We start from the raw sequence: 25374 nt of genomic DNA, 5'->3' as shown, positions 1-25374 counted from the left end.
GTCAGGATTCGGTGCGCGAGGTGTCGACGGCATCGCGTGCACCCCGGGTGGCGCCGACGAGGAACGCCGAGCCCCAGCTCAGGTGCATGAGGGCGAGCGCGTAGGCGAAACGGAGGCGGTCGGCGAGACCGCCGTGCGATCCGACTGCGGCGACCACCAGCATCACGAGGTATGCGAGCGGCCCGAGATAGGCGAGCGAGAGCAGCCATGCCGGCCAGCCGGAGACCACCCCCGCGATCATGAGCGGCGCGAGCACGAGACACAGCAGCAGATCGACGACCAGCACGGGAGGAGCGAAGTACCGCAACGAGTTCCGCGTGCCGAGGCGGCGAACGAGCTCGCCGCGCCACACGCCCGTGGCCCAGAACTGGCGCACGAGCGCGCCCCAACTCGATCTCGGCCAGTACCGAACCCGCAGCCGCGGATCGAACCACACGCGGTGTCCGGACTCCCGGATGCGGAAGTTCAGCTCCCAGTCCTCGCCACGACGCACGGTCTCGTCGTACCCGCCGACGCTGCGGAGCACCTCGGCCCTCATCACGCCGAGGTACGCGGACTCCGCGGGGCCCTCGCGCGCATCGCTGCGGTGGTAGGCGCCTCCCCCGAGCCCGAGCGGGCTGTTGTAGGCACGCGCCACTGCCGCCTGCACCCCGGGCCGGCCCTCCGCGACCATCACGCCGCCCACACTCGCCGCACCGGTGCGCTCGAGCACCTCGACGCCCAGCCGCGTGTACCCGTCCGAGAGCTCGGTGTGCGCGTCGACCCGGACCACGACGGGATGCCGGGCGGCCGCGATCGCGAGGTTGAGGCCGATGGGGATGTCCATGCCCGGGTTCTCGACCACCCGGATGCGCTCATCGCGGGCGACGAGCTCTTCGACGACCTTCGCCGTGCCGTCGGTCGATGGTCCGAGGGCGAGAATCACCTCGACGGGCCCGTCGTAGCTCTGCGAGAGCACCGATTCGACGGCCGCCGCGAGGTATCCCACCTCGTTGAGCACCGGCATCACGTACGAGACCCCGGGGGTCGCGTCGGGTGCGTCGGCCATCCGTCCTCCCGAGTCACCGCGTGGATCGCGGCGCCGACGAGCCTAGCAATCCCCCATGCCCGCCCCGCATGCATGCGCCACACACATGCGCCGCACACACAGAGGGGCGCAGGCGCCGTCGCGACGCCTGCGCCCCTCTCGGGATCTGTCAGGTCAGAGCTGACCGAGCGTGACCGTCACGGTGTGCGACTCTCCGTCACGCAGATACACGAGCTCGGCCTGGCTGCCGGCGGCGAGCGCCCGCACCTGAGCGGTCAGATCGGTGCTGCTCGTGATCGGGTGGCCGTTGAAGCTCGTGACCACGTCTCCGGCCTCGAGTCCGGCCGCCGCCGCCGCGCCGCCGCTCGTGACCTCCTGGATCACCGAGCCCACGACATCCGACTCGGAGGAGGTCGCAGTCGTGACGCTCGCGCCGAGCAGGCCGTGGGTGGCCTCGCCGTCGGCGATGATCTCCTCGGCGACGCGCTGCGCGAGGCTCGCGGGGATCGAGAAGCCCACGCCGATGGATCCGCTCTGGCTCGAGCTGCTCGAACCGGTCGAGGCGATCGCGACGTTGATGCCGACCAGGCGGCCTTCGGAGTCGACGAGGGCTCCGCCGGAGTTACCCGGGTTGATCGCCGCGTCGGTCTGGATGACGGGCAGCGAGATCGTCGAACTCGTGCTCGAGCTGCCGCTCTGGCCCTGGCTGTCGTCGAAGTTCCAGAAGTCGAACGGACCCTGGCCGCCGTTCTGGTTGTCGTCGGGCGTGCTGTCGCTGTCGCCGGTCGTGTCGTCCGGAACAGCCGACGACGCGATCTGGATGCTGCGATCCAGCGCGCTGACGATGCCGTCGGTCACCGTGTTCGACAGGCCGAGCGGTGCGCCGATCGCGATCACCTGGTCGCCCACGTCGAGGGAGTCGGAGTCGCCCCACTCGATCGGAGTGAGACCGGAGGCGCCATCGAGCTTCAGGACCGCGAGATCGACGATCGGGTCGAGCCCCACGACCTCCGCGGAGTAGATGTGCCCGTCGGAGGTCGTGACCTCGATCGTGCCGTCGGCCGACTCGCCGTCGAGGGTCACCACGTGCGTGTTCGTGAGCACGTAGCCGTCTTCGCTGAGGATGACGCCGGATCCGGTGCCTCCTGCACTCGACGTGGTCACGGAGATCGTGACGACGGACGGTGCAGCCTTCGCCGCGACAGCCGTGACGACATCCACGCTGTCGGGGTTGTTGACGGTGATCGTCTGGTTGGAACCGGCGGAGCTCGCGGTCGTGGTGTCGTCTTGGCTCGTGATCGCCCACGCGGCGACCCCGGCGCCGGCGCCACCTCCGAGGAGGGCAGCGACCACGGCCGCCGCGATCACCGGAACCATGATCGATCGCGGTCGGGACTCGGGCTGCCCGGTGGCAGCAGAGGGCGACGCGGGGGGTGCAGCCGGAGGCGCCGCAGCGAACGACGGAGGAACCAGGCCTGCGGGCGGGAGGGGCTCGGTGGGCTGCGCGTGCTGCGTCGACGGCGGCACGAAGGCGGACTGCACTGCGGGCGCGTGCTGCGGTGCGGGAGCCGACTCCGCCGCAGGTGCGACGGGTTCGGCTACGGGCTGCGCGACGGGCGCGGGCTGGTCGGCGGGCGCGACGATCGGAGCGGGCGGAGGGAACTCCGCGGTGGGCTGCGGCGCGGCGGGCGCGCCGTCCTCGGGTGTGGGCGTCTCGGACGACGGAGTCTCAGACATGGGTGGTGCTCCTTTCAGCTCCGCCAGGCTCCAACTCGAAGCTGAACGAACCATAAGTCGTCCCTGGGAGCCTACTTCGGCGTCGTTGTGACCTGCCCGATAGCGTGTGAGGCGTGAGCGAATCACCCTGGCGGCGTGCGGCACGCGGCGCGTTCCTGCTCGACGAGCATGGGGATCCGCGTCCGACGATCTTCGCCGAGATGTCCGCCCTCGCGGCACGCACGGGCGCGATCAACCTCGGGCAGGGATACCCCGACGAAGACGGCCCGACGGAGGTGCTCGACGCCGCACGTGCAGCGATCGCCGACGGTGTGAACCAGTACCCGCCGGGCCTCGGCACCCAGGAGCTGCGGGAGGCGATCGTTCGCCACCAACGGCGGTTCTACGGGTTGGAGGTCGACCCCGAGAATGAGGTGCTCGTCACGGCCGGGGCGACGGAGGCGATCGCCGCGACTCTGCTCGCTCTCGTCGGCCATGGAGACGAGGTCGTGGTGCTGGAGCCGAGCTACGACGCATACGGCGCTCTCATCGCGCTCGCGGGTGGCCGCCGCGTCGCGGTTCCTCTCGCGACCCCCGACTTCCAGCCGGATCCGGACGCCCTCCGGGCCGCGGTCGGCGAGCGCACCCGAGTGATCCTGCTCAACAGCCCTCACAATCCGACGGGCACCGTTCTCGAGCCGGCGTTCCTCGATGTGGCGATCGAGCTCGCGCATCGGTTCGACGCGTACGTCGTCACCGACGAGGTTTACGAGCATCTGGTCTTCGACGGCGTCCGCCACGTGCCTGCGGCCACACGACCGGGCGCTGGTGAGCGGGTCGTGTCGATCTCGTCCGCGGGAAAGACCTTCCGCACCACGGGGTGGAAGATCGGCTGGCTGACCGCGCCTGCTCCGGTACGGGATGCGATCCTCGCGGTGAAGCAGTTCCTCACCTACGTCAACGGCGCCCCGTTCCAGCCCGCGATCGCGCGCGGGCTCGATCTGCCCGATGCGTTCTTCGACGGAGCCGCCGCGGAACTCCAGCAGCGTCGCGACGTCCTCTCGGCGGGCCTCCGCGCGGCGGGCTTCGCGGTCTCGCGCCCCGCCGGCTCATACTTCGTGATCGCGGATGCGGCCCCGCTCGGCGTGACCGACGCCGAGTCGTTCTGCCGCCGCCTCCCCGAGCTCGCGGGGGTGGTCGGTGTGCCGCTCGGCGCCTTCGTCGCCCCCGAGCGACGCGACGGCTACCGTACGCTCGTCAGATTCGCGTTCTGCAAGCGCCTCGAGGTTCTGGATGAGGCGGCACATCGCCTCGCCGGGCTCCGGGGCGCTGTCGACTGATCGGCGGACCCCCACGGGCCACCCCCGAAGGGGGTTCACAGAACGTTTCATTCCGCGCATAAGCTGTGCCCAAACCCTCGCATCACCGCTCCGCACCACCACTGATTGCACCCGAGGCGGACCACATGCAGCCCACTATCCCGACGTCCGACCGGATCCTCGACGCGGCAGCCGAGATCCTCATCTCAGACGGCGTCGACACGCTCACCCACGGCTCCATCGCGAGCCGGACAGGCATCGCCCGTGCGGTCGTCGAAGATCAGCACCCGACCCTCGAGTCGGTGTTCGAAGCGCTTCTTGCGCGCGAGATGCTCGAGGCGGTCACCTCCGTCTCCGACAATGTCGAACGCGACCCGCGCGGTGGGCTCGCATCGCGGATCTTCTCCTATGTCATCTGCGGTATCTACGAGCGCCCCCTGCTGCGGGCGCTGCACCTCATGGCGCCGGGGGGCATCGCGCAGATTGTCAGCGCGCTGGATGGCATGGGTTCGATCCCCGAGCTCTCCATCCACCCGCAGCTGCTGCCGGCGCTGCAGCACGCGGGTATGGTCCGGGAGGACGTCGACGCGGAAGCCGTCGTGGCGCTCGTGCGATCGCTCGGCTACGGGGTCTCGCTGACGGCGCCCTGGGCGGGGCTGGACGAGGTGTGCTCGGCGCTCGCGATGCTGCTCGAGCGCGGCGTCGACGCGGACGTGACCGACACCTCCCCGGGCAAGGAGGTCTTCCGCCGTTTCGCGGAGTCTCTGGTCGCCGGCGCGCTGCCTCGCTAGGCTCGCCCCGACGGCGCGAATGTCGCCGGGATGGAGACCACCACCATGTCGACCGACGACGTCATCCAGGTCAGCCGCTTCATCAAGTCCGTATGGTGGCTCGTGCTCTTGCGGGGCATCTTCGCCGTGATCCTCGGGATCCTGGCCTTCATCTGGCCGGTCGCGACCGCAGGGGCCGTCTTCTGGGTCTTCGGGATCTACACCGTCGTCGACGGCGTCGTGAACATCATGCACGCGATCTCGATCCGCAAGGAGGACAGCAGCTGGGGCTGGCTGCTCACGATCGGCATCGTGGGCATCGTGGCGGGCGTGCTCGTGCTCATCTTCCCGCTCCTCGCGGGCGCATTCGCCCTGCTGGTCTTGCTCTGGATCGTCGCGGTGTGGGCGATCATCGGCGGCATCTTCTCGATCCCGGCGGCGGCGTCGATGGCCGGAGGCGGACGCAAGACGCTCGGGATCGTGTTCGGCGCGCTGTCGATCCTGTTCGGCGTGCTGCTCGCGATCCTGCTGTTCTCCACGCCGCTCGCGGCCCTTGTCGGCCTCATCTACGTGCTCGGCGCGTATGCGGTGCTCGGTGGCATCGTGCTCATCGTGGTCGCCATCCAGGCACGCTCGGCGGCCGGTGCGGCGCTCGCGAGCGCCTGAGAACCGAGGAGACGCGACTCAGCGCGGCTCGACGCGGTACCGGCGCAGCTCGAGCGCCGGGTTGAGGTGGCGCACCGAGCGGATGCGGGCGGGCGAGATCCACGCAACGGCCACATCGGTCGCCTCGCCGATCGTGGCGAGTTCGACCCCCATCGGGTCGACGACCATGCTGTTTCCGGCACCCACCGGCGGCGCCTGGTCGGCCGCGGCGACGTAGACAGTGTTCTCGATCGCGCGCGCCGTGACGAGCGTGCGCCACGCCGACTCCTTGAGCGGACCCCGCACCCACTCGCTCGGCAGGAGGACGAGGTCGACGCCCGCATCGACGAGTCGCCGCGTGACCTCGGGGAAGCGCACGTCGTAGCAGGTCTGCAGGCCCACGGTGAAGCCGCCCGCCTCGAACGTGCGGGGGTCCTCCACGGGGCCTGCGACGATCCAGTCCGACTCCCGCTGCCCGAACGCGTCGTACAGGTGCGTCTTGCGGTAGTGGGCCACGAGCTCACCGCTCGGATCGAGCGCGACGATCGTGTTCGCGGCCCGCTCGGGCTCACCGGGGACGACCTCGAGCATGCCCGCGACGAGATGGATGCCGAGCTCTGCGGCGATCTCGGCGAGCCCCCGCACGAACGGGCCGTGCAGGGTCTGCGCATGTTCCACCCAGTCGGCGCCCATCGTCGGGGTGAAGTAGGAGGAGTACTCGGGGAACACCACGAGCATCGCGCCGCGCGAGGCCGCGTCGACCGCGAGACGGGAGATCTCGTCGAGGTTGGCGGCCGTGTCATCCCCGGGAGCGAACTGGGCGACGGCGACCGCGAAGGGGGTGTCCTCGGCGTTCATAACGGTCACACTACGCCTCGACGGGGGCCTGCCCGATGTCGCCCGGCTCAGCTAGCATCAGGCAACCACCACCGCAAGATCGAGGTGCACCGTGCCCCTGCGCTCACGTTCCACCCCCGCCCTCTGGCTCATCGCGGTCGCCATCGCGGGCGTGCTCACCGCGTGCTCCACCGACATCCCCGGCCCCTCCGAGAGCACACCGCCCGCCGCGGCGCCGAGCGCGACCGCCGCGGATCCCGACCCGGACCCGGAACCCGTCGGCGATCCGACTGCCGAGTTGCGCGCCGAGGTGATCGCAGCGTTCGACGCGGGAGACGCCGACAGCCTCGAGTCGCGATTCACCGACCCGGTGCGGGTGGTCATCGCGGCGAGCGAGGCCGACGCCCAGGTCGAGCCCGTGGATGCGGCGCTCGCCCTCGACTACGTGCATCCGGAATCGGGCGACTGGGACTTCGACGTCACCGAGGAGCAGCTCGACGCCTACCGCGACAGCGAGTACTACTCCATGTTCTTCCCCGAGGATGCGATCGTGGGCGTCTCGAGCGACGGTCCGCTCGTCGCCTTCTCGCCGAGCGACGACCAGATCGACACCGTGTTCATGTCGATCGACGAGGCGCTGCTCTACTACTGAGCGCCTAGGAGCGGACGAGGCGCGAGATCGCCTTGCTCGCCTCGTCCAGCTTCGCGGTGGAGACCTCGCCGCCCTCCCGGACCGCGTCGGCGACGCAGTGCTTGAGGTGGTCGTCGACCAGCCCGACTGCGACGCCCTGCAGGGCGCTCGTCAGGGCCGAGATCTGCGTCAGGATGTCGATGCAGTACTGCTCCTCGTCGACCATGCGGTAGATGCCGCGAGCCTGCCCCTCGATCCGCTTGAGGCGGGCGAGGTATTTGTCCTTGTCGCTGATATAGCCGTGGTGCGCGTGTTCAGTGGACATGGTCGTTCTCCTGCTCTTGCTCGTGCTGAGGGCGTGCTCGCCCGATGATCTCGCGCACACTCGAATCCGGCCGCAGATCGAGGCGACGAAGGAGCTGCGCGTTCAGCGCGACCACGATCGTCGAGGCCGACATCAGGAGGGCTCCCACCGACATCGGCAGAACGAAACCGATCGGGGCGAGCACTCCCGCCGCCAATGGCACGGACAGCAGGTTGTATCCGGCTGCCCACCACAGATTCTGCTTCATCTTCCGGTACGAGGCCTGCGACAGCTGGATGACCGAGAGCACCGATCTCGGGTCCGAGCCGGCCAGGATGACACCGGCCGACGCGATCGCCACGTCGGTCCCGGCCCCGATCGCGATTCCGACATCCGCCTGTGCGAGCGCCGGCGCGTCGTTCACGCCGTCACCGACCATCGCCACGGAGCGCCCCTCGGCCTGCAGCTCTCGGACCTTCGCGGCCTTCTCCTCGGGACGCACACCCGCGAACACGCGGTCGATCCCGAGCTGCTCGGCGACAGACATGGCCACTGCCTCGGCGTCACCGGTGATCATGACGACCTGGCGGCCGAGGGCATGCAGAGCTTCGATGGCCTCGCGCGACTCCTGCCGGATCGCGTCCTCCAGCCGGAGGGCGCCGACGACGACTCCCCCGGCCAGCACGTGGAGGATGATCGCGCCATCCCGACGCCAATCCTCGACGACCGGCAGCTCGGTGGCGCGCTCCTCCTCCAGGAGGCGCGGACCGCCGACGCGGACGGTGGTGCCGTCGACGGTCGCGGCCACGCCGACCGCAGGCGACGAGCTGATGTCACGTGCGGTGGGGACGGCGAGGTCGCGCTCCGCCGCCGCCCGCACGATGGCGCGAGCCAGCGGATGCTCCGAATCGGACTCGGCGCTCGCCGCCAGAGCTAGCACCTCATCCTCGGAACGGCCGCCGGCGGCCTCCACCGCGGTCACGGTGGGCTCACCCTTGGTGAGCGTGCCGGTCTTGTCGAACAGGATCGTGTCGACCGTCCGCATGCTCTCGAGCGCCAGGCGGTCCTTCACGAGCACGCCACCCCGGGCTGCACGTTCCGTCGCGATCGACACGACGAGCGGGATCGCGAGACCGAGCGCATGGGGACACGCGATCACGAGAACCGTGATGGTGCGGATGATGGCGTCGTCGGGACGACCCATTGCGGTCCACACAATCGCCGTGATCACACCGGCTCCCAGCGCGAACCAGAACAGCCACGCTGCCGCACGGTCGGCGATGCGCTGGGCGCGCGACGTCGAGCCTTGGGCCTCGGCGACGAGCTTCCGGATTCCGGCGAGGGTCGTGTCGTCGCCGACCGCCGTGACCTCGACGCGGATCGACGAATCGGTCGCGATCGTCCCGGCGACCACCGTCGCGCCTTCGCCGCGGCTGACGGTCGTGGACTCGCCGGTGATCATCGACTCGTCCATGCTCGCCGAACCGGAGACGACACGACCGTCGGCGGGGACCCGGCCGCCGGGCCGCACCACCACGACATCGCCGACGACGAGCTCGGCGGGGGCGACCGTGCGGGTCGACTCACCATCCACCACCTCGGCCTCGTCGGGCAGCAGTGCGGCGAGCGAGTCGAGCGCGGAGGTCGTCTGAGCGAGCGAGCGCATCTCGATCCAATGGCCGAGCAGCATGATGACGATCAGGAGCGCGAGCTCCCACCAGAAATCGAGTCGATGATCGAGCAGCCCGAGACTCGCGCCGAGCGAGGCGAGGTAGGCCACCGTGATCGCCAAGCCGATCAGCAGCATCATGCCGGGCGCGCGGCTGCGCAGCTCGGAGACCGCTCCGGTGAGGAAGGGCCAGCCGCCCCAGAAGTACATGACCGTTCCCAGGACCGGGGAGATCCACGCGATGACCGCGACGTCAGGCAGCTCGTAGCCGATCAACATCGCGAACATGCCCGAGAACGCGACGACGGGTGCTGCGAACGCCAGCATGATCCAGAACAACCGCCGGAACTGGCCGACGTGGTCGCCGTGACCGCCGTGACCTTCGTGACCTTCGTGGCCACCGTGACCTTCGTGAGAGTCGTGCTCGTGGTCGTGCGCATGCGCATCACCGTGGCCATGCGACGCGTGCTCGTGCGGCTCGTGGGAGTGGTGATGGGACGACTCCCGCCGTTCGAGCACCTCGCGGGGCGTGGGAAGCGTGGCCGCCGCAGCGACGAATCGCTGGGGATCCTCATCGAATCGGGGTCCGCAACTCTCGCAGCACAGCCAATATCGCTGGCCGTCGACATCACGGAAGAGGCCTGCAGCTTCGGCTTCGCTCTTCACCACGACATTGCCCGGCATCACCGGACAGACCGCGAGTTCGTCGTCGGACGCCTCGAGCGACGCGTGAGATGTGTGGTCGTGGTCGTGCGCCATCGTTCCTCCATACCCATAGGGGGTTGCGGTATGCACTATACCCCCATGGGGTATTAAGTGCACAACGGGAGACCGGCTTCCGCGATTCCCGGAACGACAAAAGAACCCCGGACCCTTGCGGGCCCGGGGTTCTTTTCGTGTTTCTTCAGTTGCGGGGACAGGATTTGAACCTGCGACCTCTGGGTTATGAGCCCAGCGAGCTACCGAACTGCTCCACCCCGCGGCACAAGGAATGAGCCTAGCACGGATCGGGTGGGCAGTCGCGCGGGCGTCAGTCGGCGAGCTCGATCGCGCGCTCGATGGCGTCCTGCATGCGCTGGTCGGCCTCCGCGGCCGCGACGAGGTCGTTATCGGCGTACGCCGCCTCGCGGTCCTCGAGGGCGTCCTGGTAGTCCTGAAGCGCCTGCTGAAGCTCGCTCGTGTCGATCGTTCCGCCGCCCGTGCCCGGGTCGGTCGTACCGTCGCCGCCGTCGCCGCCGTCGCCACCCGTATCCGGATTCTCGGCGTCGCCGTCGCCCGCATTCGCGCCGGAGTCGCCACCGAACAGCACATCGAGGGCCTGGTCGAGGGTGTCTTCGAAGGCGACCTGATCGCCGAATGCCACCAGCACCTTACGCAGCAACGGGTAGCTCGTCTCACCCGTGGACTGCACGTACACAGGCTGCACGTAGAGCAGACCGCCACCCACGGGAAGTGTCAGCAGGTTTCCTCGCTTGACCGAGGTCGCACCGCGTTCGAGGAGCGCGATCTGGTTGGCCACCTCCGTGTCGGTGCTGAACGAGTTCTGCACCTGGCCCGGCCCCGGCACGGTGTCCTGCTTCGGAAGCGTCAGCAGCGTCAACTTGCCGTAGTCCTCCCCCGGATCGGCGTTCACCGCCAGGTACCCGGTGAGCACGCTCTGACTGTCGGAGCCCGCACGCTGCGGGATGTACGTGGAGTACAGCGTGAACGCGGGCGTATCCGTGCCCGGCACCTGCATCGTCAGGTAGTAGGGCGGCTGCAGCACATCGTCCGACTGGGTGGGGTCGGCGGGGGTGGCCCACGCGTCATCACCCGAATAGAAGGTGCCCGCGTCGTCCACGTGGTAGGTCTGCATGATCGCCCGCTGCACCTTGAAGAGGTCCGCGGGGTAACGCACGTGCGAGATCAGGTCGTCGCTCATCTCGGACATCGGAACGAGCGAGGTCGGGAACACCTTCTGCCACGTCTGCAGGATCGGGTCCTCCGTGTCCCAGGCGTAGAGGGTGACCTCGCCGCTGTACGCGTCGACCGTCGCCTTCACCGAGTTGCGGATGTAGTTCACGTCGTCGACCGGGTACGCGGGCGCCGGCGTGTACGTGTCGGCGATGGTCGACGACAACTGCTGGATGCTCGAGTACGGGTAGTCGGCGGTCGTCGTGTAGCCGTCGACGATCCACAGAACCTTGCCGTCGACGACTGCCGGATAGGTGTCGGAATCGAGCGTCAGGTAGGGCGCCACCGTCTTCACGCGGTCGAGCGGGTCGCGGTCGTACAGGATCTGCGACTCCGGCGTGACCGCGTCCGAGAGCAGCAGGTCAGCCGACTGGAACTTGATCGCATACGCGATCTTCTTGACGATGTTGTCGAGCAGCGGTCCGCCGTCGCCCGTGAAGGTCGTCTTCGCGTTCGCGTCGCTGTCCTCGCCGCCCGACGGGTAGTCGAGCTCGATCGGGGAGGAACCCTCGGGGCCGCCGACGATCGAGTAGGAGGGCGATGACTCGCCGAAGTACACGCGCGGCTCGAATTCGCCGAGCTCGCCCGCCGACGGGATGCCCGACTCGAGGAACTCCGGCTGGCCGTCGACCGTGCGCTTGTTGCCGTACGCGGCCACCACACCGAATCCGTGGGTGAACACGAGCGTGTTGTTGTACCAGCTGTTGTTGCTCTGGCCGGACTGGTTGAGCTCGCGGACGGCGATCACCGTGTCCTGGGAACGGCCGTCGATCTCGTACCGATCGACGTCGAGGTGCGTCGCGAACTGGTAGTACTGCTTCACGCGCTCGAGCTGCGCGAACGTCGGGCTCACGAGGGCCGGGTCGAGGATGCGGATGTTCGCCGTCGTCGCGGCATCCGCACGGAGCGCACCCGCGGATGCGGTCGTCGTCGCGTCGTACGGGACGACCTCTACGTCGTCGAGACCGTATGCGGTTCGGGTCGCCTCGATCGAGTTCTGGATGTACTCCGACTCGGCGGTGCGCGCGTTCGGTTCGACGGTGAAGCGCTGGACGATCGCCGGGTAGACGCTTCCGATGATGATGCTCGAGACGATGAGCAGCCCCGTGCCGATGAGCGGCAGGCGCCAGCGGCCGATGACCGCCGTGACGATGAACAGCACCGCGACGAACGCCGCGATGCCAGCGAGGATCGCGCGGCCCGGGATGCCCGCGTTCACGTCCGTGTAGAGAGCACCTGTGACGATCCCGCTGTCATCGGTGAGCGTCGCGTACTGATCGAGCCAGATGCTGATCGCCTGCAGGGCGACGTAGACCGCACCCGTGATCGCCAGCTGGATACGCGCGGGGCGCGTGACGCGCACCTCGCGGCCGTTGATGCGGATCCCGCCGTAGAGGTAGTGCGTCGCAAGTGCGGCGAGCCCCGCGATGAGCACGATCGCCGACGCGTAGGCGACGAGACCGCGATAGAACGGCAGCTCGTAGACGAAGAACGACACGTCGAGCCCGAACTGCGGATCGGTCTGGCCGAACGAGGTGCGGTTGAGGAACTGGACGGTGGTCGACCACCGCGCGCCCGTCGAGACTCCGACGAAGAGGCCGAGCAGCACCGGGATGCCGATCATCGCGAGCCGACGCAATGGCTCGATCACCTGCTGGTAGCGGTCGAGCTGCGAGTTGAGCTTCTGGTAGAGCGGGCGTGACCGGAACGCGATGTAGATACTCGCCCAGATGACGAGTGCGGTGGTCGCGAACCCCACAAGGAACAGGACTCCCGTCGCGGCCCACTGCGTGGTGAGCACCGGCAGATAGCCCAGCTGGTCGAACCAGAGGACGTCGGTGTAGAGGTTCGCGAACACGAGGAAACCGACCACGAACACGGCGAGGATCGCGATGACGATCGCGACGGTGCTGCGTCCACGGGGGCGGGTTTCGGGGCTGCTGGCGGATGTCACGGGTGGCACTCCTGCGGTCAGCGGGGCGATTGCGGACCCCGGCGGCTCAGGGTCGATCCTAGACGCCTACGGCTGGACGGGCTCTGGGAGCGGGTCAGCCTTCGCAGCTGGCGAACGCGGACGTCGAACCGCCGTCACCGATCGCGGTGACGAGATCGACCGCGTCGTCGAAGGTGTCGACGGCGAAGACCGTGAGCCCATTCGGGACGTGCCCGACGACCTCGTCGCAGTTGGCCGAGGGCGCGAGGAACCAGTCGGCACCCGCATCCCGCGCCCCGATCATCTTCTGTCGGATGCCGCCGATCGGGCCGACCGTGCCGTCGGCGGAGATCGTGCCGGTACCCGCGACGTGCTCGCCGCCCACAAGGGGCCCCGGGGTCAGCTTGTCGTAGATGGCCAGCGCGAACATCGTGCCCGCGCTCGGGCCGCCCACATCCTGCAGACCGATGTCGACCTGGAACGGGAAGGTATAGGCCGTGATCGGGTAGATGCCGAGCACAGGGCCGGCATCCTCCGCGGACCTCGCCTGCGGTGTCACCTCGAGGTCGCGCTCGGAGCCGTCGCGGTCGACCACGATCGCGAGAGGCTCGCCCACCGTCGACGCCGCGATCGCTTCGCGCAGCTCGTCCTCGGTGGCGATCGACGCTCCCCCGATCTCCAGGACGATATCGCCCTCCAGCAGCACTCCGTCGGACGGGCCATCGGTGGTCACGGCACCGACAGCGACCTTCGCGGTGAAGGGGATGTCGAGCTGCGAGAGGGCGGCGGCGACCGCCTCCTGCTGCGACACCTGCATGTCGATCGCGCTCTCTTGATCGGCCTCCTCGTCGGTCTGACCAGCGGGGAACACCTGATCGACGGGGATGATCGCCTGGTTCGAATCAAACCACGCGCTGGCGACCGAGAACCAGTCGATCGGGCTCTCGCGCGTACCGTCGAGGTACACCGTGAGCAGGTCGAGCCGCCCCTTGGTCGGGAACGTCTCGGTTCCCGTGATCTCGATCACCGGCACGTCGTCGCCGTCGACCGTCGTCGTGCCGAGGGTGTCGTAGACGGGCCCAGGACGCTCGATGACGAACGGCGAGGGCATGATGCCGATGAGGGACACCACGACGATCAGCGCGACACCGATCGCCTGAAGGGTGATGCGGCGGCGCGCGTGCGGATCCGATGATGCGGTGACGGACTCGCTCACATACCCCTCCGTGTTCGCTGCGGGCGCAGACGGACCGGCCCAGCATAGGGCCAACCCCCGGGTCTTCCCTGTCAGCGAGGGCTAGCGTTGATTCCATGGCTGACGACCCGCTCGAGCCCCGGGACGGCTCCTCCGACGATCCCGCGGAGGAGTTCCGCGACATGCTGCGCGAGTTCCTCGCGGGCAATTCCGACCTCGACCCGTCGCAGTTGGCGAGCGCCGCCGGTCTTCCCTCGGATCCCGAACTCGTGCAGCGACTCATCGGGCAGTTGCAGCAGGCGCTGCAGAACTCGGGTGACGAGATCGACTGGGGTCTCGCGCGCGAGCAGGCATCGGCACTCGCCGCGCGCTCTGCCGTTCCCGCGACGCCGGGCGAGGTCTCGGCACTCGAGCAGGCGCTGCACGTCGCGGCGCTGTGGCTGGAGGAGTCGACGGGCATCGCGGCGCTCACCGCCGAACCCGTGCTGCTCACCCGCGCCGGGTGGGCGGAGGCGACGATGCCCGTGTGGACGCAACTCGCCGAGCCGGTGGCCGATTCGATCGCATCCGCGCTCACCGGCGTGCTGGAGGAGCAGGCTCCGGAGGAGCTGTCGTCGATGATCCCGGATGCGGGCCGCCTCATGCGGAACGTCGGCGGCACGCTCTTCGCGATGCAGCTCGGTCAGGTGGTCGGACAGCTGGCTCAGGAAGTCGTCTCGGGCGGAGACGTGGGAATCCCCCTGCTCGACGGCGAACAGCGGCAGGCCGCTCTCGTGCCCCAGAACGTGGAGGACTTCGCGCGGGGCCTCGAGATCCCCGTCGAGGAGGTGCGGCTCTACCTCGCGGTGCGCGAACTCGCCCACGCGCGGCTCTTCCGCCACGCGCGGTGGCTGCGTCTGCACCTGCTCTCCCAGATCACGGACTACGCCCGCGGCATCCGGATCGACACGGCCCCGCTCGAGGAGCTCGCGGCCGACTTCGACCCGCAGAACCCCGAGGCTCTGCGCGACGCGCTGACGAGCGGAAAGCTCATCCCGCCGAAGAGCGACGAGCAGCGGGTGGCCCTGGCGCGACTCGAGACCATGCTCGCGCTCGTCGAGGGCTGGGTCGACGTCGTGACGGCGGAGGCCACGAAACGTCTGCCGAAGTCCGACGCGATCGCGGAGTCGGTGCGTCGGCGCCGCGCTGCGGGGGGCCCCGCCGAGTCGGCGTTCGCGAGCCTCGTGGGGTTGGAGCTGCGGCCCCGCCGCCTGCGCGAGGCCGCAGCGATGTGGCGCGCCGTCTCGGATGCCGTCGGCGCCGAGGCACGCGACGCGCTCTGGGCGCACCCGGACATCGTTCCCGTCGACGCCGACATCGACGACCCGACGCTGCTCATCGCACGGCTCACGGGCGACGAACCCGAACAGGATGACGTCGACCGGGCGTTGCAGGACCTGCTCGACGACTCCACCGGCGAGCGCCCCCAGGAGGCGTGAGGCTCAGGCGCCTTCTACGGGCGCCGCGAGCAACGCGACGATCACGGAGCCGCCCTTGGTCTCCTGTCTGCCCACCTCGCGGAACCCGAGCGCGGCATGGAACGCGAGCGACTCGGGATTCGGCGGCTCGACGTTCACCTCGCACACCACCTCGCTCGCGCCACGAGCGCGGGCGGCGTCGAACACGCGCCCATAGAGCGCGCGACCCGCGCCGGCTCCCCGCGCATCCGGCGCGAGGACGATGCGGTCCACGTAGAGGAAGTCGTTCGAGCGTTCGCTGAAGAAGCGGTAGTTCTCGCTCGCGTAGTCGCGGCCGGGCGCGATCGCGACGAGGAATCCGACGGTCGCCCCGGCGCGCTCCACCACGAGGGCGAGCTCGGCATGGGCGACCAGGGCGCCGAGCTCGTCGAGCGGGGTGATCGGCACGGCCGGGTAGGCGCCGTCGTTGATCGCGACGATCGCCGGGAGGTCGTCGGATCGCAGCGGGCGGATGTCGACGTCGGTCACGGGTCGAGGCTAACGGCTACTCGCCCCATGCCTCCGTGACGTTCGTGGTCATCCAGGCGATCGGGTCGACGAAGGTGTCGCCGACGAGGATGCTGAAGTGCAGGTGCGTGCCCGAGGTGGGTCCCGTGTTGCCGACGAGACCGATGACGTCACCCCGCGAGACGCGGGTGCCGACGGCGAGGGCGGATCCCGCGACGAGGTGCGCGTATCCGCTCAGCACGGTCTGACCGTCGATCTCGTGCTCGATGACCACGTAGGTGCCCCAGTCGGACATGGGGCGGGCGACCACGACGCCGTCGGCGATCGCCTCGACGGGGGTGCCGTAGCCGGGAGTCCAGTCGACGCCGGAGTGATTCGTGGAGCACCCCGCGCAGGGAGCGGTGCGGTAGCCGAATCCCGCGGTCATCGTCGACGACGGATCGATCGGCCACTGCACGGGCGTGTAGCTGATGAGCTCGAATTCGTCGCGGTCCTCGGTGACCGGAGCGCTGAGCTTCGACTCGACGGTCGCGCGCGTGAGCACGAGCTCCTGTCCGGCGATCTCGACCTCCGGCTCCGGAAGCGTGGTCGCGGAGGCGGGCAGGTCGTGAACCACCACGAGGAGGGTGCTGAGCGTGAGGGTCGAAATGGCGAGGGAACGGCGGCTGACGGCTCGGAAGCCGTGCAGGCGCACGTGGGAGTGCGCATGCGCCGAAGCGGGCGAGGACGAGTGGGGCACGGGTCGGGTCTTTTCGGTTCGTCGGGACGCAGGCGTCCTCTGCGCGGAAGCGCGCCGTTGGATCTGATGGAGGCCGTGGTGGGCGGAGAGCCGCGGCGGTGAAGACACGCCGGGCCACCCGGGCATCGTCAACGTTGACTGGTCTTCCTGGCAGAACCCTGGGTATCGGGCCGCCTCAGGGGTACGGATCACCGTCTCGGAGGAACGTCTGCGGAAACTCTCGGACAACTCCCTCCCCCCAGCCCTTGCCGTCCCATACACACGGGCGTGTAATTGATGTTGTCCCCCGATTTGAGGGCGCATCGAGAAGGGACGGTCGAATCATGCATGTCACGATCGGATCGGCGAGGGTGGCCGAGGTCGACGTGGAACGAGTGCTCGACGACATTCATCGGGTCCGCACCGACGAGCACGTTCTGGGGTACGTGATGGAGACCGGGATGGTCTTCGTGAGTCTCCGGGGAGCCGTATTCAACACCTCGGTGGAGGTGGGGCAGTCGCGCGACCTGGACACGGCCGTGCGGATCCTCGTCGACGCCTGACCCCGCCGATACAGTGTGCTCGTGACGACCGCGGGCGCCAGTTCACCCGAGCGCGATGCCGCGCTCGCGGGTCGGGATCTCACTCTCGATCTCGCCAGGGTCTTCTGCGTGCTGCTGGTCGTGGCGGTTCACCTGATGTTCGTGGGGGTCGGCGCGACCCCGGATGGCGGGATTGAGATCCGTCGGCCGCTCGAGGAGCAGCCGTGGTTCTGGCTGGCCACCTGGTTCGGGCAGGTCATGCCCCTGTTCTTCGTCGTGGGCGGGTTCGCGACGGCGACCGCGCTTCGCAGCGCCCGTCGGCGGATTCCGGATGCCGATCTCGCGGCGCGCACCTTCGCTCACGGACGCCTCGACCGGCTCGCGCGTCCGGCGCTGCCGCTGCTGGCCTTCCTGGCGGTCGCGCTGGGAGTGGCGGCGGTCGTGGGCGTGGATCCGGCTCTCGTCGGCGCAGTCGCGATCGGGGTCGGGAGCCCTCTCTGGTTCCTCGGGGCGTACCTCATCTGCCAGCTCGCCGCGCCTCTTCTGCTGCGCGCGCACGAGATCGCGCCGTGGGTCACGGCCGGGTCGCTGCTCGTCGCCTCCACGGCGGTCGATGTGCTGCAGTTCAGCCTTCCCGGTGTCCCCGAAGACACCTCCGGGATGAGCGTGCTCGGCTATCTCAACCTGCTGTTCGTGTGGCCGCTTGTGCAGCTCATCGGGTTCCACTACGCCGACGGCGCGTTCGCCCGACGGAGGCCCTGGCAGCTCGTGCTTCTGGCGGCCGGCTCCTGGGCGGTGCTGGTGCCGCTCACCGCGTGGGGTCCGTACTCACTCGACATGCTCACGAATCTCAACCCTCCGACCGTTCCGCTCATCGCCCTCGGTGTCGGCCAGGCGGCGCTGCTCCAGCTGCTGAAGCGTCCGCTCAGCGCGCTCATGCGCGCGCGTCCGGTGCGGGGCGCCGTCTACGCTCTCGGCTCCCGGCTCATCACGCTGTACCTCTGGCATCTGCCGGTGATCGTCGCGATCGCGGGCGCCGGGCTGCTCGTACCGGCCCTGACGCCGGTCGCGGGGTCCTCCGAATGGTGGCTCACCCGCCCCCTCGTCTACCTCGCGGTGCTCGGGGTCGTCTTCCTGATCTCACTCGGCGTCGCGCGGCTCGAACGCCCCGTACCGGTCGCGCGGCCGGCGTCGTTCGCGACGCTCGCGATCGCGGGGGTCACCACTATCGCACCCATCGTCGTCATCACCGTTCGCGGTCTGACGCTCTGGTCGGCCGTCGCGGCGGCTCTGGGCTACGCGGTCGCCGTTATCGCGCTCCGCGCGGGTCAGAAGCCGAAGTCGCCGAAGTCAGCAGAACCGAAGTCGGCAGAACCGAAGTCGGCCGAACCGAAGTCGGCGGATGCGTCGGCGGTGGATGCGTCGGCGGCCGCGTCGTCGCCCGACGCCGCCTGATCGTATCCGGCGTCCCACGGCAGGAAGGCGCTCACGAGCGCAGATCCGATCACATAGCCCGCGACCGTGCCCAGAAGCGAACTCGCGAGCATCGAACCGAACGACGGCGCCCCCGGGGTGAGGCCCGCCGAGCTGCCCGAGAGTGAGCGCTCCAGAGCACCCGGGGTGCGCATCTCGGCGCGGGTCGCCGCCCGGGCGAGCGTCGCGGGCTCGCTCGACAATGGGCGCTCGCCCGTGCCAGCCCCTCGGCTCAGCTCTTCGTAGATGAGGGCGCGCTGGCTGTCGGTGAGCCGCGCGAAGGCGTCCGCGTGTACCTGTTCGATCGTCTCGGGAGGCGCGGTGCGGAGCAGATAGCGGTACCTCTCGAGAGCCCGCTCGTCATCCGTGCGCGCCGACGCCGACGATGCCGCGGTCGCCCGCTCGGGCGAGTCTCCGGCGCCGAACAAGCGATCGAGAAAACCCATGTCTGCCTCCACAACAAAAGCTAAGTGGGGGTGCTGGGTGAGTGCTGTGACGAGGCTGACACGCACCTATACGCGAGGCGCGAGCATGCCGTCTGCGACGAGCTCGCGCACCTCGGGAACGACGGCCGCACGCAGCGCGAGCGGGTCGGCGTCGAGCAGATCGGCGACCGCCTGGATGATGACGCCGAGCGAGAGCTCGCCGTCGCAGGCGCCGATGATGGCGGCGAGGGCGGAGTCGACTCGCAGCTCACGACGCAGCCCCCCGCCCTGCCGCAGCACGATCACCGAGGGGTCGGCGTCGCCCGGCCAGTGGCTGCGCTCCTCGGTCACATCTCCGGCCACCTGCATCCGCATCGCGAGGAGGGCGTCGTCGTCGAGCGGAGCGACGATGTCGATCGCGGCGAGCGCGGCCTGCAGGTGGGCGCCCGAACCGGTCGACTCGTCGAGCGGAGCCGACTGACGCTCCGCGCGTTGGAGCACCGGTTCGCCGACCGGGCGCCGCAGCACGAGATACCCGAAGCCGACCCCGAGCACGCCGCGTCGGGCGAAGTCGTCGAGCCAGAGCCCGCACATCCGCTCGAATTCGGGAGTGCCGGGGCGGGTGCCGCCATCGCGGATCCAGGTCTCGGCGTAGAGCGCGGGATCGAGCCGTTCGCGCTCCACGATCCAGTGCTCGAGTCCGGCTTCCCGAGCCCAGGCGCCGGCCCGCGCGAGCCCGTCCTCGTCTGCGCGGTACTCCCAGTTGCCGAGCAGCTGCGCGGTACCGCCGGGAGCGAGGTGCCGTGCGACGCCCGCGACGACGGCAGCGACGAGTGCATCGCCCTCGCGTCCGCCGTCGCGGTACTCGTAGGCGGGCACGCCCTCGGTGCGGGGCGTGATCACGAAGGGCGGGTTCGACACGATCCGATCGAAGCGCTCCCCCTCGACGGGCTCGAAGAGGTCGCCGTGACGGAACTCGATGCCGTCGATTCCGTTGAGCAGGGCGTTCAGCTGCGCGTAGCGGAGGGCACGCTCGGAGATGTCGGTCGCCACGACAGTGCGTGCGAATCGGCGGGCGTGCAGCGCCTGGATGCCGCATCCGGTGCCGAGGTCGAGCGCTCGGTCGACGAGGTCCGAGAACTGCAGGCCCGCGAGAGTGGCCGATGCGCCCCCGACGCCCAGCACGTGATCGACCGGAAGCGCGCCACCCGTCACCAGCTCACCCGGATCGGAGGCGATCCACCACTCCCCTGCGCCCTCCGCGTCGACGAACGAATACGGCCGCAGATCGGCTCGCGGCTGTACTCGGGCGCCCTCGAGGTTCACGAGGCCGAGCTCGCGGGCACCGGATACCCCGACCGACGGCAGGGCGCGGTCCAGCTCCGCGTCTCGGACCTCATGACCCAGCACGAAGAGGCGCGCCAGTACCGCCGCCGGGGATGACGATCCGCCGAGCGCCCGCGACGCCTGCACCCGGTTTCCGCGACGGAGGGCGGCGTCGGCCTCCGCACCCCAGAGGGCGGTGAGCGTCTCGACATGGAAAGCTGCGGCGGCGAGATCGTCGCGCAGAGCGGCGACGCGAGCGGGGTCCATCCCGCTATTCAACATTCTCCGGATGCGCCGAGCGGATGTGTACACTGTCCACGCCCGTCGTCCGCCGAACCTCCCGGGAGGTCACCAGGCCATGAGCGCCGAACGCGCGACCTATCGTCACGGTGATCTCCGCCAGGCTCTCGTCGAGGCGGGCATCGCACTGGCCCGCGAGGGCGGCCCGGATGCGGTCGTGCTCCGCGAGGCGACGCGCCGCGCCGGGGTCTCGCCCAATGCCGCCTACCGGCACTTCGCCGACCGCGCCGACCTCGTGGCCGCCGTGAGCGACTCCTCTCAGAGCCTTGCCGCCGCCGCGATCGAGGCGGAGCTCGCCGCGGTCCCGTCGGCGCCGGGGATCGAGCGCGCGGAAGCGCGCCTGCGTGCGGTGGGGATCGGATACCTGCGCTTCGCGCGCGACGAGCCCGGGCTCTTCCGCACCGCCTTCAGCGTGCCCACCGACCTCGATCGGGCGTTCTCGCCCGAGCGGTCGGGCCCCGGCGGCGGCACCCCCTTCGGGCTGCTCGCGGGTGTGCTCGACGAGCTGACCGCATCCGGTGCTCTGCCCGCCGAGCGCCGCCCGGCAGCCGAGATGCTCGCCTGGTCTGCCGTGCACGGCTTCGCGATGCTCGTGCTCGAGGGTCCGCTGCGCGGGCTCGACCCCGACATGGCGACCGCGGTCGGCCGCCGGGTCGTCGAGATGGCGATCCGCGGCATCTGAGCGCTCACCCCGGGGATTCGGTTAACCTGGCGGGGTCATGCGACCGCTCACCGCCTCCGAGATCCGCAGCTCGTTCGTGAACGCCGGCAGCATCGATCCGGAGCGGATCCCGCTGCCGGGGCTCCACGAGATGCTCTGGGACGAGCGGGAGTTCCTGGGCTGGCGCGACGGCTCGACCGCCCACCGCGGATACATCGTCTTCCATGCCGACGACGGCCCCATCGGCATCGTGCTGCGCGCCGCGGCGAACCGGCTCCCCGGAGGAGCCGCCATGTGTTCGCTCTGCCAGACCTCGCAGCCCGCCGGCCAGGTTCGCCTCTTCAGCGCGCAACGTGCCGGAGACGCCGGAGACGCGGGCGACAGCGTGGGCACCTACATCTGCTCCGACCTCGGATGCTCGACCCTCATCCGCATGGCCCCGCATGGCAGCCCGTGGGACCCGAACCCCGAAGCGGTCGTGGTCGAACGCGCCGCCTCGCTCCTCCGCCGTCTCGAGGCGTTCACCGCGAAGGTGCTGGCCCCCCGCAACTGACACCGCAAAAGGTGAGCGACGCGCGTGATCAATTGCCGTCGCACGGATCACCGCGTGTCAGACTGCCGATGGCGATGACGTGCTGCACCCGAGAAGCAATGCCGTGTCCCGTGGCGCGAAACCCTAGCGTGACCGCATCCGGCGACGAACCCGGTGGGGGTCTCCTAGCGGGGTCAAAGTGACGCCCCAGGGCGCAGAGACGCGCCTGCTGATCCTCACGACGACCCGATGGACGCCGGTCGGCATGACCTTCGGGCTCGTCACCTTCGTGCCGCTCGACCGGGGCCTCAGCCTCAGCCAATTGGGAACCCTCATCGCGGCCGGGTGCCTCCTGGCGCTGGTCTTCCAACTGCCGATCACCGGCATCGCGACGACCCTCGGAAACCGCAGCGTGCTGCTCGCCGCCGCAGCACTGGCGCTGGTCGCGACCACGACGCTGGCGGTCGCGCGCGACCCGACACAGCTCTCGATCGCGGTCGTCGCGGTCGGCGTCTCGCGCGGCCTGGACATCGGCGTCCTCGAGGCCTGGTACGTCGATGCGCTCCGGGCCCGCGCACCACTGGCATCATTCGGCGACGCGATCGCGCGCGCGGGCGGCACGATCGGCACGTCAGTCGCGTTCGGCGTGCTGGTCTGCGGACTTCTCGCGACCTGGGATCCCGTGCCCGGCTGGAGCGCGCTCGTGCTCCCCGCCCTCTCCGCCGCGGCGCTGACGGCCGTGCATCTGGTCGCGGTCGCGCTGCTCATCCCCTCTCCCTCGCGAGCGGTGCCTCGCATCAGCTCCCCGTCCACGCACAGGATCCGCACCTCGATCCACCTCAGCATCCACCTCGCGCTCACCACGCCGACCCTTCGGTGGGTGCTCCTGTCGCAGGCGGTGGGCGCCGCAGCGCTCGTGGCGACCGGGACCCTCATCCCCGCCCAGCTCGTCGAGCTGACCGGCGGGCACGGTGCCGGTGCCGCCGTCTTCGGCCCGGCGGCCGCCGTGGGCTGGGTGCTGCATGGGCTGGGCACGTCGTTCGTGGCCGTGCTCGGCCCTCGGATCGGCTTCGCAGCAACCGCGGCGATCGGTCGCGGCGCGCTCGGGCTCGTGGTGCTGGGGCTGTCGTTCATGACACAGGTCGAGGGCGTCATCGCGGGGATGATCCTCGCGCTTCTGGCGCTCGGCGTCGCTCACGCGGCAGATCGGGCGGCGGTGCAGCACACGGTGCGGCCCGATGAGATCGGCGATGCCGCAGCCGCATTCCTCGCCGTCACGACGGTCGCAGCAGGTGTCTCGTCCTTCGTGCTGCTGCCCTTGGCCGACGTCACGACGATGCAGATCGCGCTGGTCGCGGCGGCGGGAGCGTCGTTCGTCTCAGCGGCGATCAACCTGCCGCTCGCGGGGCGGCGCAGGCGCGGCTGAGATCGCGGTCAGTCGAACTTCTCGAGCAGGTGGAATGGGATGGCAAATGCCGCGCTCACGAGGAGGATGCCGCCGAGGAACATAGCCCCCGCACCGATCCCACCGACCGTGCCCGCGTACGCGAACATCAGGAACGAGCCCACGAAGAGCACGAGCGAGAACAGGAAGACGGCGACCTTCATGCGCCCACCTTACCGGTGCGCCGGACGGATCAGGCCGCCTTCACGATCCGTGCGATCGACCATCCGATCACCCCGATGACGGGGATCGCGACCGCCAGCAGGGCGATCGTGTTGGGGCGGAATCGCAGGCCGTCGGGCCCACCGATGTACGCCCCGACCGGCACGGCCACGCCGCCACCGCCGCCACCGGTACCGAGCTCGGCCATGTCCTGGCCTCCTCCGAAACCGTAGGTGACGAGGGCGACCGGGATGATCTCGGTACCGTCGACGGACTGCTTCTCGCCGTACGCGAGTCGCACGCTTCGATCGGGCACGCCCGCCGCAAGCGTCTCGGTGATGTCGGGGCTTGTGCTCTGCGCCATGGTGCGACGGTACGCGTCACGGGATCGGCTGTCGAGAGCCCATCCCGCGGCTTCGGGGCGTCGCGCGAGCACGCCTGGAACAATGGACATATGAATCGCGCGGCATCGACGACCCTGACCGTCCGCCGAATCGCCGGTGCCTGGGTGTGGGCGCTGCCGTTGCTCGGCCTCGTCGCACTCGTCCTGAGCTGGGAACGCGAACTCCCCGGGCCGCTCTACCTCGTGGTGGGTGCGGTGCTGATCGGCGTCGTGCTCGCCGCCGTCCATCACGCCGAGGTGATCGCCCACCGCGTGGGTGAGCCCTACGGATCTCTCGTGCTCGCGGTCTCGGTGACGGTCATCGAGGTCGCCCTCATCATCACGCTCATGTTGAGCAAGCCCTCCACCGAGGCGTCGACCCTCGCCCGTGACACGGCCTTCGCCGCGGTGATGATCACGATCAACGGAATCGTCGGGCTCTCGATCCTCGTGGGGTCGCTCAAGCACAACATGCCCCGCTTCAATCCGGAGGGCGCCGGATCCGGGCTGGCCGTCGTGATGACACTCACCACGCTCACCCTCGTCGTGCCCTCGTTCACCATCTCCGAGCCGGGGGCGCGATTCACCCCGCTCCAGCTGGCATTCGTGGCGACCGCGGCGATCGTGCTCTACGGGGCGTTCGTGCTGCTGCAGACGGGGCGCCATCGGGACTTCTTCCTCCCGGTCGGCAAGTCGGGCGAGGTCATCGATGAAGACGACCACTCCGATCCCCCCTCGGCGCGGGCCACACTCGCGAGCCTCGGCCTGCTCCTCGCCTCGCTCGTGGCGGTCGTGGGGCTCGCGAAGGCGATGTCGCCCGCGATCGAGGATGGCGTGGACGCCGTCGGGATCCCCGAGTCGTTCGTCGGTGTGATCGTGGCGCTCGTCGTGCTGCTGCCGGAGGGGCTCGCCGCAACGAAGGCGGCGGCACGCAACCGCCTGCAGACGTCGCTCAACCTCGGGATCGGATCGGCGATGGCCACGATCGGTCTGACGATCCCGTCGCTCGCCGTCGCATCGATCTGGCTGCCGACGCCGCTCACGCTCGGGCTCGGCCCGGTGCAGATCGTGCTGCTGCTCCTCACCGGCGCCGTCGCGACCCTGACGGTCGTCCCCGGACGCGCGACGCGCCTGCAGGGCACGACACATCTGGTGCTGTTCGCGTCGTTCCTGTTCCTCTCGGCGTCGCCGTAGCGGAACTCAGCCGGCGGGCCGGAACCGGGGGCAGACCGCTGCGCCGCAGATGCCGCAATCGCTGCCCGGTCGGTAGTGCTGATGCGCCTCCTCAGGATGGCCGCACACGCACTGCTTCACGTGCACAGCCTAGGCGCGGGGCGCGCTCGGCGTGCCCCGATGCGTTACGGGACATTCTCCGTGTCGTAACTCAGGTGTTACATAGGGTCGGGACCATCGACGTACGGACGCAACGGGCTCCCGAACCGCCGC

24 protein-coding genes, 1 tRNA gene and 1 pseudogene are annotated in these 25374 nt (G+C 69.7%); 12 read left to right on the top strand and 14 right to left on the bottom strand.

The genetic code is table 11. The annotated features are described in order from the left end of the window. Position 1 precedes the first annotated feature (1 nt). Positions 2–1048: a glycosyltransferase family 2 protein gene (locus FVQ89_RS09630; protein WP_147901747.1), complete on the bottom strand. Its 1047-nt coding sequence runs from the start codon at positions 1046–1048 to the stop codon at positions 2–4. Between the two features lie 153 nt (positions 1049–1201). Continuing rightward, positions 1202–2764 carry a S1C family serine protease gene (locus FVQ89_RS09625; protein WP_255513534.1) on the bottom strand — a complete coding sequence of 521 codons (1563 nt, stop codon included), beginning with the start codon at positions 2762–2764 and terminating at the stop codon, positions 1202–1204. Positions 2765–2877: 113 nt separating this feature from the next. Between FVQ89_RS09625 and FVQ89_RS09620 the strand changes: the two genes are divergently transcribed. The 3 genes from FVQ89_RS09620 to FVQ89_RS09610 all read left to right on the top strand — a co-directional run bounded on the left by FVQ89_RS09620 (position 2878) and on the right by FVQ89_RS09610 (position 5498). Next, on the top strand, positions 2878–4083 hold the full coding sequence (locus FVQ89_RS09620) for an aminotransferase class I/II-fold pyridoxal phosphate-dependent enzyme (RefSeq protein WP_255513533.1): 1206 nt from the start codon (positions 2878–2880) through the stop codon (positions 4081–4083). 125 nt (positions 4084–4208) lie between these two features. Continuing rightward, the gene (locus FVQ89_RS09615; RefSeq protein WP_147901745.1) at positions 4209–4853 is read left to right on the top strand and encodes a TetR/AcrR family transcriptional regulator; all 645 of its coding nucleotides are present in this window, start codon (positions 4209–4211) and stop codon (positions 4851–4853) included. A 30-nt stretch (positions 4854–4883) separates the two neighbouring features. Then, positions 4884–5498: an HdeD family acid-resistance protein gene (locus FVQ89_RS09610; protein ID WP_147901744.1), complete on the top strand. Its 615-nt coding sequence runs from the start codon at positions 4884–4886 to the stop codon at positions 5496–5498. An 18-nt stretch (positions 5499–5516) separates the two neighbouring features. Here FVQ89_RS09610 and FVQ89_RS09605 read toward each other — a convergent pair whose 3' ends face one another. Further along, positions 5517–6335 carry a carbon-nitrogen hydrolase family protein gene (locus FVQ89_RS09605; protein ID WP_147901743.1) on the bottom strand — a complete coding sequence of 273 codons (819 nt, stop codon included), beginning with the start codon at positions 6333–6335 and terminating at the stop codon, positions 5517–5519. Between the two features lie 91 nt (positions 6336–6426). On the opposite strand from FVQ89_RS09605, the gene FVQ89_RS09600 reads away from it, so the two are divergent. Next, a complete protein-coding gene (locus FVQ89_RS09600; RefSeq protein WP_147901742.1) occupies positions 6427–6966 on the top strand; it encodes a hypothetical protein in 540 nt (179 codons plus the stop codon). 4 nt (positions 6967–6970) lie between these two features. On the opposite strand, the gene FVQ89_RS09595 is transcribed toward FVQ89_RS09600, so the two are convergent. Further along, positions 6971–7270, bottom strand: a complete 300-nt coding sequence (locus FVQ89_RS09595) for a metal-sensitive transcriptional regulator (RefSeq protein ID WP_147901741.1) — start codon at positions 7268–7270, stop codon at positions 6971–6973. Continuing rightward, entirely contained in the window at positions 7260–9245 is a 1986-nt protein-coding gene (locus FVQ89_RS09590; protein ID WP_187264991.1) for a heavy metal translocating P-type ATPase, read from the bottom strand. Before FVQ89_RS09590 ends, FVQ89_RS09595 begins: the two co-directional genes overlap by 11 nt. 39 nt (positions 9246–9284) lie before the next feature. On the opposite strand from FVQ89_RS09590, the gene FVQ89_RS14450 reads away from it, so the two are divergent. Then, positions 9285–9734 carry a hypothetical protein gene (locus FVQ89_RS14450; protein WP_187264990.1) on the top strand — a complete coding sequence of 150 codons (450 nt, stop codon included), beginning with the start codon at positions 9285–9287 and terminating at the stop codon, positions 9732–9734. A 92-nt stretch (positions 9735–9826) separates the two neighbouring features. Here the strand turns inward: FVQ89_RS14450 and FVQ89_RS09585 are convergent. The 3 genes from FVQ89_RS09585 to FVQ89_RS09575 all read right to left on the bottom strand — a co-directional run bounded on the left by FVQ89_RS09585 (position 9827) and on the right by FVQ89_RS09575 (position 14020). Continuing rightward, positions 9827–9900 (bottom strand) — tRNA-Met (locus FVQ89_RS09585). Between the two features lie 48 nt (positions 9901–9948). After that, positions 9949–12825, bottom strand: a complete 2877-nt coding sequence (locus tag FVQ89_RS09580; RefSeq protein ID WP_187264989.1) for a UPF0182 family protein — start codon at positions 12823–12825, stop codon at positions 9949–9951. 94 nt (positions 12826–12919) lie between these two features. After that, positions 12920–14020 (bottom strand): PDZ domain-containing protein, encoded by a 1101-nt coding sequence (locus tag FVQ89_RS09575; RefSeq protein WP_255513532.1) that lies wholly within the window; start codon positions 14018–14020, stop codon positions 12920–12922. A gap of 95 nt (positions 14021–14115) precedes the next feature. On the opposite strand from FVQ89_RS09575, the gene FVQ89_RS09570 reads away from it, so the two are divergent. Then, positions 14116–15477 (top strand): zinc-dependent metalloprotease, encoded by a 1362-nt coding sequence (locus tag FVQ89_RS09570; protein ID WP_147901739.1) that lies wholly within the window; start codon positions 14116–14118, stop codon positions 15475–15477. 3 nt (positions 15478–15480) lie between these two features. Here FVQ89_RS09570 and FVQ89_RS09565 read toward each other — a convergent pair whose 3' ends face one another. Both FVQ89_RS09565 and FVQ89_RS09560 read right to left on the bottom strand, forming a co-directional pair. Next, positions 15481–15984 (bottom strand): GNAT family N-acetyltransferase, encoded by a 504-nt coding sequence (locus FVQ89_RS09565; protein WP_147901738.1) that lies wholly within the window; start codon positions 15982–15984, stop codon positions 15481–15483. A gap of 16 nt (positions 15985–16000) precedes the next feature. Beyond that, complete coding sequence (locus FVQ89_RS09560) at positions 16001–16702, bottom strand: M23 family metallopeptidase (RefSeq protein WP_187264988.1); 702 nt, start codon at positions 16700–16702, stop codon at positions 16001–16003. A gap of 323 nt (positions 16703–17025) precedes the next feature. Between FVQ89_RS09560 and FVQ89_RS09555 the strand changes: the two genes are divergently transcribed. Both FVQ89_RS09555 and FVQ89_RS14600 read left to right on the top strand, forming a co-directional pair. Further along, complete coding sequence (locus FVQ89_RS09555; protein ID WP_147901736.1) at positions 17026–17244, top strand: hypothetical protein; 219 nt, start codon at positions 17026–17028, stop codon at positions 17242–17244. Positions 17245–17259: 15 nt separating this feature from the next. After that, positions 17260–18357, top strand: a pseudogene (locus FVQ89_RS14600) (acyltransferase); the annotation flags it as partial. Between the two features lie 194 nt (positions 18358–18551). Here the strand turns inward: FVQ89_RS14600 and FVQ89_RS09545 are convergent. Together FVQ89_RS09545 and FVQ89_RS09540 are read right to left on the bottom strand one after the other, a co-directional pair. Next, positions 18552–19142, bottom strand: a complete 591-nt coding sequence (locus FVQ89_RS09545) for a hypothetical protein (RefSeq protein ID WP_147901734.1) — start codon at positions 19140–19142, stop codon at positions 18552–18554. Positions 19143–19208: 66 nt separating this feature from the next. After that, positions 19209–20714, bottom strand: a complete 1506-nt coding sequence (locus FVQ89_RS09540) for a methyltransferase (protein WP_255513531.1) — start codon at positions 20712–20714, stop codon at positions 19209–19211. 91 nt (positions 20715–20805) lie between these two features. On the opposite strand from FVQ89_RS09540, the gene FVQ89_RS09535 reads away from it, so the two are divergent. The 3 genes from FVQ89_RS09535 to FVQ89_RS09525 all read left to right on the top strand — a co-directional run bounded on the left by FVQ89_RS09535 (position 20806) and on the right by FVQ89_RS09525 (position 23366). Then, a complete protein-coding gene (locus FVQ89_RS09535; protein WP_147901732.1) occupies positions 20806–21429 on the top strand; it encodes a TetR/AcrR family transcriptional regulator in 624 nt (207 codons plus the stop codon). A gap of 37 nt (positions 21430–21466) precedes the next feature. Next, positions 21467–21961 carry an FBP domain-containing protein gene (locus FVQ89_RS09530; RefSeq protein WP_147901731.1) on the top strand — a complete coding sequence of 165 codons (495 nt, stop codon included), beginning with the start codon at positions 21467–21469 and terminating at the stop codon, positions 21959–21961. Between the two features lie 178 nt (positions 21962–22139). Further along, entirely contained in the window at positions 22140–23366 is a 1227-nt protein-coding gene (locus FVQ89_RS09525) for an MFS transporter (RefSeq protein ID WP_147901730.1), read from the top strand. Between the two features lie 8 nt (positions 23367–23374). Here FVQ89_RS09525 and FVQ89_RS14445 read toward each other — a convergent pair whose 3' ends face one another. Then, positions 23375–23548 (bottom strand): hypothetical protein, encoded by a 174-nt coding sequence (locus tag FVQ89_RS14445; RefSeq protein WP_187264987.1) that lies wholly within the window; start codon positions 23546–23548, stop codon positions 23375–23377. Positions 23549–23577: 29 nt separating this feature from the next. Beyond that, positions 23578–23910: a hypothetical protein gene (locus tag FVQ89_RS09520; protein WP_255513530.1), complete on the bottom strand. Its 333-nt coding sequence runs from the start codon at positions 23908–23910 to the stop codon at positions 23578–23580. Between the two features lie 90 nt (positions 23911–24000). On the opposite strand from FVQ89_RS09520, the gene FVQ89_RS09515 reads away from it, so the two are divergent. Beyond that, on the top strand, positions 24001–25122 hold the full coding sequence (locus tag FVQ89_RS09515) for a calcium:proton antiporter (RefSeq protein WP_147901729.1): 1122 nt from the start codon (positions 24001–24003) through the stop codon (positions 25120–25122). Positions 25123–25374 lie beyond the last annotated feature (252 nt).

This window comes from Homoserinibacter sp. GY 40078, from assembly GCF_008017545.1.
GTDB lineage: Bacteria > Actinomycetota > Actinomycetes > Actinomycetales > Microbacteriaceae > Homoserinibacter.
The sequence above is the reverse complement of the archived record's forward strand: the minus strand, read 5'-3'. Positions and strand labels throughout refer to the sequence as shown.

Bases quoted from the DNA above. Each gene is read 5' to 3' on its own strand.
- FVQ89_RS09630 (WP_147901747.1), bottom strand. From the start codon at position 1,048: ATGGCCGACGCACCCGACGCGACCCCCGGGGTCTCGTACGTGATGCCG.
- FVQ89_RS09515 (WP_147901729.1), top strand. From the start codon at position 24,001: ATGAATCGCGCGGCATCGACGACCCTGACCGTCCGCCGAATCGCCGGT.
- FVQ89_RS09590 (WP_187264991.1), bottom strand. From the start codon at position 9,245: ATGCTGGCGTTCGCAGCACCCGTCGTCGCGTTCTCGGGCATGTTCGCG.
- FVQ89_RS09520 (WP_255513530.1), bottom strand. From the start codon at position 23,910: ATGGCGCAGAGCACAAGCCCCGACATCACCGAGACGCTTGCGGCGGGC.
- FVQ89_RS09605 (WP_147901743.1), bottom strand. From the start codon at position 6,335: ATGAACGCCGAGGACACCCCCTTCGCGGTCGCCGTCGCCCAGTTCGCT.
- FVQ89_RS09540 (WP_255513531.1), bottom strand. From the start codon at position 20,714: ATGGACCCCGCTCGCGTCGCCGCTCTGCGCGACGATCTCGCCGCCGCA.
- FVQ89_RS09555 (WP_147901736.1), top strand. From the start codon at position 17,026: ATGCATGTCACGATCGGATCGGCGAGGGTGGCCGAGGTCGACGTGGAA.
- FVQ89_RS09530 (WP_147901731.1), top strand. From the start codon at position 21,467: ATGCGACCGCTCACCGCCTCCGAGATCCGCAGCTCGTTCGTGAACGCC.
- FVQ89_RS14445 (WP_187264987.1), bottom strand. From the start codon at position 23,548: ATGAAGGTCGCCGTCTTCCTGTTCTCGCTCGTGCTCTTCGTGGGCTCG.
- FVQ89_RS09545 (WP_147901734.1), bottom strand. From the start codon at position 19,142: ATGGGTTTTCTCGATCGCTTGTTCGGCGCCGGAGACTCGCCCGAGCGG.
- FVQ89_RS09535 (WP_147901732.1), top strand. From the start codon at position 20,806: ATGAGCGCCGAACGCGCGACCTATCGTCACGGTGATCTCCGCCAGGCT.
- FVQ89_RS09625 (WP_255513534.1), bottom strand. From the start codon at position 2,764: ATGTCTGAGACTCCGTCGTCCGAGACGCCCACACCCGAGGACGGCGCG.
- FVQ89_RS09570 (WP_147901739.1), top strand. From the start codon at position 14,116: ATGGCTGACGACCCGCTCGAGCCCCGGGACGGCTCCTCCGACGATCCC.
- FVQ89_RS09610 (WP_147901744.1), top strand. From the start codon at position 4,884: ATGGAGACCACCACCATGTCGACCGACGACGTCATCCAGGTCAGCCGC.
- FVQ89_RS09595 (WP_147901741.1), bottom strand. From the start codon at position 7,270: ATGTCCACTGAACACGCGCACCACGGCTATATCAGCGACAAGGACAAA.
- FVQ89_RS09615 (WP_147901745.1), top strand. From the start codon at position 4,209: ATGCAGCCCACTATCCCGACGTCCGACCGGATCCTCGACGCGGCAGCC.